Genomic DNA, 13336 nt, shown 5'->3' with positions numbered 1-13336 from the left:
GGACACCCGCTGTTCGAATAGGCGCCGGGTTACGGCCTCCCTCCACAGATTCGGTGACTTTCTCGCGTCCACACCCTGGGGACCGCGAAGTTGTCCAGACTCTGTCCACAGAGGCGCCTGTTGAAAGACCGTCAGGCCAGGTCACCCGCTTGTGGATTCGTGGACGAACGATCTCCACAGACTGTGGACAAAGCGAAGATCCACAGGCTGTGCACGAAGTTGTCCACCGGCAACCCACAGGCGAGGGCCGGTTGTCCCCAGCGATACCCCGCTTCTCCACACCGCTGTCCACTGTTCGGCAACGCGACGCGCCTCCTCACCGAGTCGAGTGAAAGGCGTCACACGAAGGTGCCGGGCCGGCCTGTGGGAAAGACGGGGAAACCTGGGGACGCCGCTGGGGAGAACTCGCCCCAGGCTGTGCACGGGGTGTGCAGAACTTTCCGTTCTCCACAGAAACCCCTGGTTTTCCACGGCCGCCGCCCACAGGGTCGGTGGACAAAATCTCCGCCCTGAGCTGGGAAAACGGAGTTATCCACGGTATCCACAGCCCCTACTACTACTCCCAACTAGAGAGAGCTGGGAATCCGTTTCGAAGGGGGTCCTGTGCACAACTCGCCGTCCGGCTCCCGGCTGCCCCTCGTCACGACTTGACCCCGAGAGGCACCTACTGTCAGTGGGGTGCGTCAGACTGTTCCCGGTGTCCTTCCCCTCACTGGGGCCGACGACACCGACCAGACGACGAAGCCAGGCAGGCCTAGCAGCGCCGGCAACAGCAGGAGGCGGCAACAGTGAAGATCCGGGTGGAACGCGACGTACTCGCGGAGGCAGTGGCCTGGGCGGCCCGCAGCCTCCCGGCCCGTCCGCCGGCGCCTGTCCTCGCCGGCCTCCTGCTCAAGGCGGACGACGGCCAGCTGAGCCTGTCGAGCTTCGACTACGAGGTCTCCGCGCGCGTCGGCGTCGACGCGGAGGTGGACGAGGAGGGCACGGTCCTCGTCTCGGGCCGCCTCCTGGCGGACATCTGCCGCGCCCTGCCCAACAGGCCGGTGGAGATCTCCACAGACGGTGTGCGGGCGACCGTGGTCTGCGGCTCCTCGCGCTTCACCCTCCACACCCTGCCGGTGGAGGAGTACCCGTCGCTGCCCCAGATGCCGAACGCGACGGGCACGGTCCCCGGCGAGGTCTTCGCCTCCGCGGCCGCCCAGGTGGCCATCGCCGCCGGCCGTGACGACACGCTGCCCGTGCTGACCGGTGTGCGCATCGAGATCGAGGGCGACACCGTGACCCTGGCGTCCACCGACCGCTACCGCTTCGCGGTCCGCGAGTTCCTGTGGAAGCCGGAGAACCCCGAGGCGTCCGCGGTCGCCCTGGTGCCCGCCAAGACGCTCCTGGACACCGCCAAGGCCCTCACGAGCGGCGACAGCGTCACGCTGGCGCTGTCGGGCTCCGGCTCCGGTGAGGGCCTGATCGGCTTCGAGGGCGCGGGCCGCCGTACGACGACCCGCCTGCTGGAGGGCGACCTCCCGAAGTACCGCACGCTCTTCCCGACGGAGTTCAACTCCGTCGCCGTGATCGAGACCGCCCCCTTCGTCGAGGCCGTGAAGCGTGTGGCCCTGGTCGCCGAGCGCAACACCCCGGTGCGGCTCAGCTTCGAGCAGGGTGTGCTCATCCTGGAAGCCGGTTCCAGTGACGACGCACAGGCTGTGGAAAGGGTCGACGCCCAGCTCGACGGCGACGACATCTCGATCGCCTTCAACCCCACGTTCCTGCTGGACGGCCTGAGTGCCATCGACTCGCCGGTCGCGCAGCTGTCGTTCACCACGTCCACGAAGCCGGCGCTGCTCAGCGGCAAGCCCGCGCTGGACGCCGAGGCGGACGAGGCCTACAAGTACCTGATCATGCCGGTGCGCCTGAGCGGCTGACGCCGTCCGCGAGGGCCGGGGGTCGGCGGATGCCGGGCTCCCCGGTCTCCGTCTCCGGCGGTCCCGGTCGGCGGTTCACCCTCCACAGGACCGCGGTGCCTGTGGAGGAGCGCGACCGTTCGGGAAGCCGCAGGTGTGGGCGTACGGATGAGCGCGTATGCCCACGGATGTGCGCGTGCGTCCGGGTTTAGGCTCGACAGCGGCACAGAGGTGCCCCACACGCCACAGCGACCTAAGGAACACAACTGATGGAGCTCGGTCTCGTCGGCCTCGGCAAGATGGGCGGCAACATGCGCGAGCGGATACGCCGCGCGGGCCACACCGTCGTCGGATACGACCGCAACGCGGACCTCGCCGACGTCCACAGCCTTGAGGAGCTTGTGGGCAAGCTCCCGGCCCCGCGCGTGGTCTGGGTGATGGTCCCCGCCGGTGCTCCCACCCAGTCGACCGTCGACGAGCTCGCCGAGCTGCTGGAGCCCGGTGACGTCGTGGTCGACGGCGGGAACTCACGCTGGACCGACGACGAGCGGCACGCCGGGGAGCTGGCGGCCAAGGGCATCGGCTTCGTCGACTGCGGTGTCTCCGGCGGCGTCTGGGGCCTGGAGAACGGCTACGCGCTGATGTACGGCGGGGAGGCCGAGCACATCGAGCGGGTGCGGCCGGTCTTCGACGCCCTGAAGCCGGAGGGCGACTTCGGCTCGGTGCACGCCGGCAAGGTGGGTGCCGGGCACTTCGCGAAGATGGTCCACAACGGCATCGAGTACGCGATGATGCAGGCGTACGCCGAGGGCTGGGAGCTGCTGGAGAAGGTCGACTCGGTGACCGACGTCCGCGAGGTGTTCCGCTCCTGGCAGGAGGGCACCGTCATCCGGTCCTGGCTGCTGGACCTCGCGGTCGACGCCCTCGACGAGGACGAGCACCTGGACAGGCTCCGGGGGCACGCCCAGGACTCCGGTGAGGGACGCTGGACGGTGGAGGCCGCGATCGACAACGCGGTGCCGCTGCCGGCGATCACGGCCTCCCTCTTCGCGCGCTTCGCGTCGCGCCAGGAGGACTCACCGCAGATGAAGATGATCGCGGCGCTGCGCAACCAGTTCGGCGGCCACGCGGTCACCACGAAGTAGCCCGCGCGGCGCGCGAGCCGCGTGCCGGGCAGGCGGACGTATCCACACCCCGGGGATGACGATCTGGCACCCTCGGGGTGACCCGGCCGTCCACAGCCGGGGACGGATCAACCACACGTCGGGGGAGGTCGGCGAAACCACCATGCACGTCACGCACCTGTCGCTGGCCGACTTCCGCTCGTACGCCCGGGTCGAGGTCCCGCTCGATCCGGGCGTCACCGCCTTCGTCGGCCCCAACGGCCAGGGCAAGACGAACCTCGTGGAGGCCGTCGGCTATCTCGCCACCCTCGGCAGCCATCGCGTGGCCTCCGACGCCCCCCTGGTCCGCGTGGGCGCCGAACGGGCGATCGTGCGGGCCCGGGTGCGCCAGGGCGACCGGCAGCAGCTGATCGAGCTCGAACTGAACCCCGGCAAGGCCAACCGGGCCCGCATCAATCGATCGTCGCAGGTCAGACCCCGTGACATGCTCGGCATCGTACGTACCGTCCTCTTCGCGCCGGAGGACCTGGCGCTGATCAAGGGCGACCCCGGTGAGCGGCGCCGCTTCCTCGACGAGCTGATCACCGCCCGCTCCCCGCGCATGGCCGGCGTCCGCTCCGACTACGAGCGGGTCCTCAAGCAGCGCAACACCCTCCTGAAGTCGGCCGCGCTGGCCCGCCGGCACGGCGGCCGCGCCATGGACCTGTCCACCCTCGACGTCTGGGACCAGCACCTCGCGCGCGTGGGCGCCGAACTGCTCGCCCAGCGCCTGGACCTGATCGCGGCGATCCAGCCGCTGGCCGACAAGGCGTACGAGCAGCTGGCGCCCGGCGGCGGCCCCGTCGCCCTGGAGTACAAGCCGTCGGCGCCCGGTGAGGCCCACAGCCGCGACGACCTGTACGAGCAGCTGACCGCGGCGCTCGCCGACGCCCGCAAGCAGGAGATCGAGCGCGGGGTGACCCTGGTGGGGCCCCACCGGGACGATCTGCTGCTCAAGCTCGGGCAGCTGCCCGCCAAGGGGTACGCCTCCCACGGCGAGTCCTGGTCGTACGCGCTGGCGCTGCGCCTGGCCTCCTACGACCTGCTGCGGGCCGAGGGCAACGAGCCGGTGCTGGTCCTCGACGACGTCTTCGCCGAGCTGGACACCCGGCGCCGGGAGCGGCTGGCGGAGCTGGTGGCGCCCGGCGAGCAGGTCCTGGTGACGGCAGCGGTCGACGACGACGTACCCCATGTCCTGACGGGTGTGCGGTACACGGTGTCGGACGGGGCGGTGGAGCGCGCGTGAGCGGCGAACTGTTCGACAAGCCCTCCGGGGAGCCCGGCGCGGGCACCGCCCCGAAGAAGGCCCCCGAGCCGTCCGGCGTCGACCTCGCGCGCGTGGCGCTCAGGGCGGCCAAGGAGCAGGCACGCGCGCGGGGCGACGCGGCGCACCAGAAGCGGCAGGCGCGGCGCGGGGGCGGCCTGCGCTCCGGCGCGCGGGCGGACGGCCGCGACCCCATGGCGCTCGGTTCCGCCATCAACCGTCTGATCACCGAGCGCGGCTGGGAGACCCCGGCCGCGGTCGGCGGCGTCATGGGCCGCTGGCCGCAGATCGTGGGTGACGACGTCGCCAAGCACTGCGTCCCGGAGAGGTACGACGAGGACGAGCGCGTCCTGGTCGTGCGCTGCGACTCCACGGCGTGGGCGACCAACCTGCGGCTGCTCGCCCCGACGCTGGTGGCCCGCCTCAACGAGGACCTGGGGCACGGCTCCGTCCGGCAGATCAGGGTGCAGGGTCCGGGCGGCCCTGCGCGCCGCTACGGGCCCCTGCGCGCCCCTGGCAGCGCGGGCCCCGGCGACACCTACGGCTGACCCCGCGGGCGGCCCGCGCGCGGGCGCTCGCCCGGCCCGCGCAGGCCCGGAGAACGCCGTCGCGGCGGCTCCGGCCGCCCCCTCCGCCGCAAGTGACTGACATCACATCGCGGGCCTTCGAGGGTCCCGCGGCACCCCTCGCCGACCCCTCCCGGTTGCCCTGCGCGCTGTTGCGAATCGCGACGTGACTCCCAAGTAGCCAAGGGTTGACGCCCCGAAGCGCTGAGTGGCGCTGTGAGCCGCTTGAAGCCCCCATCCGTATATCGGGAGTCGGCCGAGCCGGGTTCAGGGCGGCACATGCGGACTCAGGTACCGGCAAACCCCCATCACTGTCGGCGCTACCGGTAGACTGGAAGCCAATCCCGCCCCACTCGTGGGGACCGTCCGGGAAAAGCTGAGCAACGCTGATCAAGGCTTACCAACGCAACATGCCGCAGCCGCTCCGGCAACCCGCCGACGAGCCTGGCTGGTGCTGTGCCAGAAAGGGCGCTTCGTGGCCGATTCCGGCAACCCCAACGAGAACATCCCGTCCACCGACGCCGAGGCGACCTCGTCGAACGGCGAGGTCACCGCCTCGTACGACGCCAGCGCCATCACCGTCCTCGAGGGTCTGGACGCGGTCCGCAAGCGACCGGGCATGTACATCGGTTCGACCGGCGAACGCGGTCTGCACCACCTCGTACAGGAAGTCGTCGACAACTCCGTCGACGAGGCGCTGGCCGGGCACGCGGACACGATCGACGTGACGATCCTCGCCGACGGCGGCGTCCGGGTCGTCGACAACGGCCGTGGCATCCCGGTCGGCATCGTGCCCTCCGAGGGCAAGCCGGCCGTCGAGGTCGTGCTCACCGTGCTGCACGCGGGCGGCAAGTTCGGCGGCGGTGGCTACGCGGTCTCCGGCGGTCTGCACGGCGTGGGCGTCTCCGTGGTGAACGCCCTGTCGACCAAGGTCGCCGTCGAGGTCAAGACCGACGGCCACCGCTGGACGCAGGACTACAAGCTCGGCGTCCCGACCGCCCCGCTGGCCCAGCACGAGGCCACGGACGAGCACGGCACCACGGTGACCTTCTGGGCCGACCCGGACGTCTTCGAGACCACCGACTACTCCTTCGAGACCCTCTCGCGCCGCTTCCAGGAGATGGCGTTCCTCAACAAGGGTCTGCGGATCAGGCTCACCGACGAGCGCGAGTCGGCCAAGGCGACGTCCGGCGCGGACGAGGCGGGCGCGGACGAGAGCGCCGAGGTCAAGTCGGTCGACTACCACTACGAGGGCGGCATCGTCGACTTCGTGAAGTACCTCAACTCCCGCAAGGGCGACGTGGTGCACCCCACCGTCGTCGACCTGGAGGCCGAGGACAAGGAGCGGAGCCTCTCCCTCGAAGTCGCGATGCAGTGGAACAGCAGCTACACCGAGGGCGTCTACTCCTTCGCGAACATCATCCACACGCACGAGGGCGGCACGCACGAGGAGGGCTTCCGGGCGGCGCTGACCTCGCTGATCAACAAGTACGCGCGCGACAAGAAGCTGCTGCGGGAGAAGGACGACAACCTCACGGGTGACGACATCCGCGAGGGTCTGACCGCGATCATCTCGGTGAAGCTGGGCGAGCCGCAGTTCGAGGGCCAGACCAAGACCAAGCTGGGCAACACCGAGGTCAAGACCTTCGTGCAGAAGGTCGTCTACGAGCACCTCGCGGACTGGCTGGACCGCAACCCCAACGAGGCCGCGGACATCATCCGCAAGAGCATCCAGGCGGCCACCGCGCGCGTGGCGGCCCGCAAGGCCCGCGACCTGACCCGGCGCAAGGGTCTGCTGGAGACCGCCTCCCTGCCCGGAAAGCTCTCCGACTGCCAGTCCAACGACCCCATCAAGTGCGAGATCTTCATCGTCGAGGGCGACTCCGCCGGCGGCTCGGCCAAGTCCGGCCGCAACCCGCAGTACCAGGCGATCCTCCCGATCCGGGGCAAGATCCTCAACGTCGAGAAGGCGCGGATCGACAAGATCCTGCAGAACCAGGAGATCCAGGCGCTGATCTCCGCCTTCGGCACCGGTGTGCACGAGGACTTCGACATCGAGAAGCTCCGCTATCACAAGATCATCCTGATGGCGGACGCCGACGTCGACGGCCAGCACATCAACACCCTGCTGCTGACGTTCCTGTTCCGCTTCATGCGGCCGCTGGTCGAGGCCGGGCACGTGTTCCTGTCCCGTCCCCCGCTCTACAAGATCAAGTGGGGTCGTGACGAGGTCGAGTACGCCTACTCCGACCGCGAGCGCGACGCGCTGATCGAGATGGGCCGCCAGCGCGGCAAGCGCGTGCGCGAGGACTCGATCCAGCGCTTCAAGGGTCTCGGCGAGATGAACGCCGAGGAACTGCGCATCACGACCATGGACCAGGAGCACCGCGTCCTCGGCCAGGTCACCCTCGACGACGCCGCCCAGGCCGACGACCTGTTCTCGGTCCTGATGGGCGAGGACGTCGAGGCGCGCCGCCAGTTCATCCAGCGCAACGCCAAGGACGTCCGCTTCCTCGACATCTGAGTCGGTCTCTGCTGACCGCACCAGGAAGGACCCTCACCAGCAATGACCGACGAGAACACTCCCGTCACGCCTGACGACGGACAGATCCTGCGTGTCGAGCCCGTCGGGCTCGAGACGGAGATGCAGCGCTCGTACCTCGACTACGCGATGTCCGTCATCGTCTCGCGCGCGCTGCCCGACGTCCGTGACGGCCTCAAGCCCGTCCACCGCCGCGTCCTGTACGCCATGTACGACGGCGGCTACCGCCCCGAGCGCGGCTTCTACAAGTGCGCGCGCGTCGTCGGCGACGTCATGGGCAACTACCACCCGCACGGCGACTCCTCGATCTACGACGCGCTGGTCCGCCTCGCGCAGTGGTGGTCGATGCGGATGCCGCTCGTCGACTCCAACGGCAACTTCGGCTCGCCGGGCAACGACCCGGCGGCGGCCATGCGCTACACCGAGTGCAAGATGGCCCCGCTGTCGATGGAGATGGTCCGCGACATCGACGAGGAGACCGTCGACTTCACGGACAACTACGACGGCCGCTCCCAGGAGCCGACCGTCCTGCCCTCGCGCTTCCCCAACCTGCTGATCAACGGCTCGGCCGGGATCGCGGTCGGCATGGCGACCAACATCCCGCCGCACAACCTGCGCGAGGTCGCCTCCGGCGCCCAGTGGTACCTGGAGAACCCCGAGGCCACGCACGAGGAGCTGCTCGACGCCCTCATCGAGCGCATCAAGGGCCCGGACTTCCCCACCGGCGCGCTGGTGGTGGGCCGCAAGGGCATCGAGGAGGCGTACCGCACCGGCCGCGGCTCCATCACGATGCGCGCGGTCGTCGAGGTCGAGGAGATCCAGAACCGCCAGTGCCTGGTGGTCACGGAGCTGCCCTACCAGGTCAACCCGGACAACCTCGCGCAGAAGATCGCCGACCTGGTCAAGGACGGCAAGATCGGCGGCATCGCGGACGTCCGCGACGAGACCTCGTCGCGCACCGGCCAGCGCCTGGTCATCGTGCTCAAGCGCGACGCGGTCGCCAAGGTCGTGCTCAACAACCTCTACAAGCACACGGATCTGCAGACCAACTTCGGCGCCAACATGCTGGCCCTGGTCGACGGCGTCCCGCGCACCCTCTCCCTGGACGCGTTCATCCGCCACTGGGTGACGCACCAGATCGAGGTCGTCGTCCGCCGTACGCGCTTCCGGCTGCGCAAGGCCGAGGAGCGCGCGCACATCCTGCGCGGCCTGCTGAAGGCCCTGGACGCCATCGACGAGGTCATCGCGCTGATCCGGCGCAGTGACACCGTCGACGTGGCGCGTACGGGCCTGATGGGCCTCCTGGAGATCGACGAGATCCAGGCCAACGCCATCCTCGAGATGCAGCTGCGCCGGCTGGCCGCCCTGGAGCGCCAGAAGATCGTCCAGGAGCACGACGAACTCCAGGCGAAGATCACCGAGTACAACGCGATCCTCGCCTCGCCCGAGCGCCAGCGCGGCATCGTCAGCGCGGAACTCGCCGCGATCGTCGAGAAGTTCGGCGACGACCGCAAGACCATGCTGGTGCCCTACGACGGCGACATGTCCATCGAGGACCTGATCGCCGAGGAGGACATCGTCGTCACGGTCTCGCGCGGCGGCTACGTCAAGCGCACCAAGACCGTCGACTACCGGGCGCAGAAGCGCGGCGGCAAGGGCGTGCGCGGCACGAAGCTCAAGGAAGACGACATCGTCGACCACTTCTTCGTCTCCACGACCCACCACTGGCTGCTGTTCTTCACCAACAAGGGCCGGGTCTACCGGGCGAAGGCGTACGAGCTCCCCGACGCGGGCCGGGACGCGCGCGGGCAGCACGTCGCCAACCTGCTCGCCTTCCAGCCGGACGAGGCCATCGCCGAGATCCTCGCGATCCGCGACTACGAGGCGGCGCCGTACCTCGTGCTCGCCACCAAGGCGGGTCTGGTCAAGAAGACGCCTCTGAAGGATTACGATTCGCCGCGCTCCGGCGGTGTCATCGCGATCAATCTCCGTGAGACGGACGACGGTTCCGACGACGAACTGATCGGTGCCGAACTGGTCTCGGCGGACGACGATCTGCTTCTGATCAGCAAGAAGGCACAGTCGATCAGGTTCACGGCCACGGACGAGTCGCTGCGTCCCATGGGCCGCGCGACCTCGGGCGTCAAGGGCATGAGCTTCCGAGAGGGGGACGAGCTGCTCTCGATGAATGTCGTTCGAACCGGTACGTTCGTCTTCACTGCCACCGACGGCGGGTACGCGAAGCGGACCGCGGTCGACGAGTACCGCGTCCAGGGTCGTGGCGGCCTCGGTATCAAGGCCGCCAAGATCGTCGAGGACCGCGGTTCCCTCGTGGGCGCGCTGGTGGTCGAGGAGACCGACGAGATCCTCGCCATCACGCTGGGCGGCGGTGTGATTCGTACGCGAGTCAACGAGGTCAGGGAGACGGGCCGTGACACCATGGGCGTCCAACTGATCAACCTGGGCAAGCGGGATGCCGTCGTCGGCATCGCCCGCAACGCCGAGGCGGGACGCGAGGCGGAGGAGGTCGACGGCGACGTGGCCGTCGACGAGACCGCCGATGGGGGCGCGGCCACCGGCACGGACGAGGGTGAGTCACCCTCGTCCGAGTAGCACGAGGAGTGAGTCATCGTGAGCGGAGCCACGGGCGCCGGATCGTCCGGTACCTCGGCCGGTCCGCAGACCGGCAAGGACAAGGACGGCGGCGGCCGTGGCTCCGCCGCGGGTGCGAGGGACACGCACACCACCCAGCTGAAGGCGATCAAGTCGCCGTCGGCCGACCCGCAAGCGCCCGAAGCATCTGGATCCCAGGGGGGAACCGTGACGGACACCCGCGGCCCGCAGCAGTACGCGCCCGGCGCGGGCTCGGCCGCCGCCGGCTCCCAGTCGGCGACCGCAGGGGCCGCGCAGGCGGCCGGGACGTCGCCGCTGCCCGGAGAGCGGCAGCAGCAACAGCCCTCGGGGCCCTACCACCCGCCGCAGGCGTACCAGACGGCCGCTCCGGCCGGCGCGACCCGCAAGCCGCGCACAGGGGCCCGTACGACGCCCCGCACGCGCAAGGCGCGCCTGCGCGTGGCCAAGACCGACCCGTGGTCGGTGATGAAGGTCAGCTTCCTGCTCTCCATCGCCCTCGGCATCTGCACGGTGGTCGCGTCCGCGGTGCTGTGGATGGTCATGGACGCGATGGGCGTCTTCTCGACGGTCGGCGGCACGATCGCCGAGGCGACCGGCTCCAACGGGTCCAACGGCTTCGACCTGCAGTCCTTCCTGTCGCTGCCGAACGTCCTGCTGTTCTCCTCGATCATCGCCGTGATCGACGTCGTCCTCGCGACGGCGCTGGCCACGCTCGGCGCCTTCATCTACAACCTCTCCGCCGGCTTCGTCGGCGGTGTCGAGCTGACCCTCGCCGAGGACGAGTGACAGCGCGCCGAACCGGTTGACGGGAACCGCCGGGAGACGGCCTCCGCCCCTCCTGACGGTCCCCCGACAACCGATTTTGGGACTGCCCTCGTCGTGCGCTAATCTTCAGGAGTCGGCGCGCGGGACACACCGCAGAGCGCGGCGGGGCTATAGCTCAGTTGGTTAGAGCGCATCCCTGATAAGGATGAGGCCACAGGTTCAAATCCTGTTAGCCCCACAGCATGGAGACCCTCGGTCCTTCGGGACCGGGGGTCTTTCGGTGTGCGTCGGGCGGTTGTCAGTGGTGGGTGAGAGCCTGGCGGCATGATCGTCGAACGGGCGTATGCCCATGCCGCGCAGGGCGAGCTGGGCGAGGGCGCCGGGTGGCCGTGGTCGGTGCCGTGCGTGCGGCAGCTCGTGGACGACGGGCTGAGATTCACCGCGCCCGTGACGTTCCTCGTGGGGGAGAACGGCTCGGGCAAGTCGACCCTCGTCGAAGCCCTCGCCGAGGGGTTCGGCCTGGACTCCTGGGGCGGTTCCGCGGGCTACAAGTACGCCAGTGCGCGTGAGCCGTCGGAGCTGGGTGAAAGGATGCGGTTCGAGGCGACGGCGGCCGGCCGGCGGATGCTGCGCGGGCCTCGTACGCGCCGCAGAGGGTTCTTCCTGCGGGCGGAGACGGCGCTGGACGCGCTGGGCCGGGAGCAGAGGACGGGAAGGCTGTCCGGGGCCGTGGACGAGATGAGCCACGGCGAGGGCTTTCTGATGGCCTTCCGGGAGCGGTTCGAGGAGCCGGGGCTGTACGTCATGGACGAGCCCGAGGCCGCGCTGTCGTTCGCTTCCTGTCTTCAACTCGTGGGACTGCTGCACCAACTGGGGCGTTCCGGCGCGCAGATCGTCTGCGCGACGCACTCACCCGTGCTCACGGCGCTTCCCGGCGCCGAGATCATCGAGGTGGGTGATCACGGAATGCGTCCCGCCGACTGGCGGGATCTGGAGCTCGTCGACCATTGGCGTCGCTACCTCAACGACCCGTGGGCCTATCTCCGGCACATCGTCGAAGCGTGCTGAAGTGCGCCCTGCGGTTGCTCGTCATGGGTCGTGGCGTGGACGCGAAGGTCGCGAGGATCGCGAGAATGGGGTGTCGGTGCGTTGCCGTGTTCCGGTGCCGAGGTGGTCCGTCGGTCCTGCGGGCCGGCGTTCCGGGTACTTCGTGAGCGCGTACGGGAAAGCGTGTACGTGAAATCCGTGTACTGCGGTGTGGCGTTGGGTCCGTGCCGTTTCCGGCGTCACCGTGTCTGCCCTGCGAGCGGTGTCCGCCCGCGGTGGCGGTGGGGTCAGCGTTGGTGCGGGACGAGCGGTTGGGCCGGTGCGGAGCCCGCTGTCGCGCACTCCCGGGTGGCGGGCGCCGACGGGGCGACTTCCGTGTCCGAGAGGGGACTGTGCCGGCAACCTGGGGTCTTGCCATGGGCCTCGGCCCGGATGCGCTGCTTCATCGTCGGCGGCAGCGCCCTGGCGTAGGACCAGGCCCAGTGGGGTGGTGCCGGGGCCGTGGACAACTCGGCGCCGCGGTCGGTGTCGTCGCTGCTGCCCTTGCCTCCGCCGTTGCCGCTGTTGCGCGACGTCTCGGTGTGCGGCACGGCCGCGGCGGCGGTGTTCGAGACGAAGCCGAGCGCCGTGAACAGCGCGAGGAAGGCGGTGACGAGCGCGGTCCACAGGTTCATGACCTTGTTCCTGGTCATGGCCCCTCACTTTCAGGTTGGTCGATTTGCGTACTTTCCTCATGATGTGTATGTGGGCTGAGAAGTCATGGACCGACGCCCCTGGCGCGTCGATCTTCAGATGAACTGCACTCGAATGGGCGCAAGAGGGGTGAAGAATGCGGAGACGTGACCGAAACCCGCAAAATGACCCTCCGTCGGGGGGTGGTCACTCTCCGCCCGGGGGTGGCGCGGTCCGCTTCTACTGGGCTCTTCCGGCGGGAAGTTGAGCGCTCGGGGCAGGTCACCGATTGGTCTCGGCCGGTGTGTATAGTCGGGCGCCAGAGGTCCCCTACGTCAAGGAAAGACGAGGTCGCGCGGTGAAGAAGCTTCTCCTGGTCGCACTGGCCGCCATCGGCGGGCTCCTCGTGTACCGCCAGATCCAGGCGGATCGCGCCGAGCAGGATCTGTGGACGGAGGCGACCGACTCCGTGCCCACGGGTTCGTGAGCCACGACACCGGATACGACGCAGACCCCGGCCGCACAGGCGGCCGGGGTCTCGTGCGTCCGGGGCCGCTCACCGCGCCGGCGCTTCGAGTTGCGGAACCGGGCGCGGGGCCGTAGGGCCGGGCTTTTCGGACGGTCGTGCGGATTGCGGGGGTGCCGGGCGGCCCCACTGGGCAGGATGGGCGACGTCCGAGTCCGGTGGCGAGAAAAAAACGGGGTGGCGCGTGGAGAAGCGGGGGCGTGCGGCGTGGTGGCGCCCCGCGGGGGCACGGCCCGCGCGGGCGCGGCGTGCACGGGCG

The 13336-nt window shown here is 69.6% G+C and carries 10 protein-coding genes and 1 tRNA gene; 10 read left to right on the top strand and 1 reads right to left on the bottom strand.

All coding sequences use genetic code 11. From position 1 onward, the window contains the following. The first annotated feature begins 788 nt into the window (after window positions 1-788). From dnaN to SZN_RS30340, 9 genes are all read left to right on the top strand, one after another. Window positions 789-1919 (top strand): DNA polymerase III subunit beta, encoded by a 1131-nt coding sequence (gene dnaN / locus SZN_RS30380; RefSeq protein WP_007502503.1) that lies wholly within the window; start codon window positions 789-791, stop codon window positions 1917-1919. Between the two features lie 248 nt (window positions 1920-2167). Continuing rightward, complete coding sequence (gene gnd / locus SZN_RS30375; protein ID WP_007502501.1) at window positions 2168-3043, top strand: phosphogluconate dehydrogenase (NAD(+)-dependent, decarboxylating); 876 nt, start codon at window positions 2168-2170, stop codon at window positions 3041-3043. Between the two features lie 142 nt (window positions 3044-3185). Further along, window positions 3186-4307: a DNA replication/repair protein RecF gene (recF, locus tag SZN_RS30370; RefSeq protein WP_007502499.1), complete on the top strand. Its 1122-nt coding sequence runs from the start codon at window positions 3186-3188 to the stop codon at window positions 4305-4307. Then, window positions 4304-4873, top strand: a complete 570-nt coding sequence (locus SZN_RS30365) for a DciA family protein (protein ID WP_007502497.1) — start codon at window positions 4304-4306, stop codon at window positions 4871-4873. The genes recF and SZN_RS30365 overlap by 4 nt, the downstream gene beginning before the upstream one ends. 469 nt (window positions 4874-5342) lie before the next feature. Then, window positions 5343-7415 carry a DNA topoisomerase (ATP-hydrolyzing) subunit B gene (gyrB, locus tag SZN_RS30360; protein WP_043733989.1) on the top strand — a complete coding sequence of 691 codons (2073 nt, stop codon included), beginning with the start codon at window positions 5343-5345 and terminating at the stop codon, window positions 7413-7415. Between the two features lie 42 nt (window positions 7416-7457). Beyond that, on the top strand, window positions 7458-10046 hold the full coding sequence (gyrA, locus tag SZN_RS30355; RefSeq protein WP_007502495.1) for a DNA gyrase subunit A: 2589 nt from the start codon (window positions 7458-7460) through the stop codon (window positions 10044-10046). A gap of 18 nt (window positions 10047-10064) precedes the next feature. Further along, window positions 10065-10853, top strand: a complete 789-nt coding sequence (locus tag SZN_RS30350) for a DUF3566 domain-containing protein (RefSeq protein WP_007502494.1) — start codon at window positions 10065-10067, stop codon at window positions 10851-10853. A 143-nt stretch (window positions 10854-10996) separates the two neighbouring features. Beyond that, a tRNA-Ile gene (locus SZN_RS30345) sits at window positions 10997-11070 on the top strand. 86 nt (window positions 11071-11156) lie between these two features. Then, window positions 11157-11900: an AAA family ATPase gene (locus tag SZN_RS30340; RefSeq protein ID WP_007502493.1), complete on the top strand. Its 744-nt coding sequence runs from the start codon at window positions 11157-11159 to the stop codon at window positions 11898-11900. A 266-nt stretch (window positions 11901-12166) separates the two neighbouring features. Here SZN_RS30340 and SZN_RS30335 read toward each other — a convergent pair whose 3' ends face one another. Next, entirely contained in the window at window positions 12167-12571 is a 405-nt protein-coding gene (locus SZN_RS30335) for a DUF6344 domain-containing protein (protein WP_007502492.1), read from the bottom strand. A 338-nt stretch (window positions 12572-12909) separates the two neighbouring features. Here SZN_RS30335 and SZN_RS39250 point away from each other — a divergent pair, with 338 nt between their 5' ends. Next, window positions 12910-13038: a DLW-39 family protein gene (locus tag SZN_RS39250; RefSeq protein WP_003999697.1), complete on the top strand. Its 129-nt coding sequence runs from the start codon at window positions 12910-12912 to the stop codon at window positions 13036-13038. Window positions 13039-13336: the final 298 nt, after the last annotated feature.

It is taken from the genome of Streptomyces zinciresistens K42, from assembly GCF_000225525.1.
GTDB lineage: Bacteria > Actinomycetota > Actinomycetes > Streptomycetales > Streptomycetaceae > Streptomyces > Streptomyces zinciresistens.
This window is presented reverse-complemented; position numbering and strand designations above follow the sequence as displayed.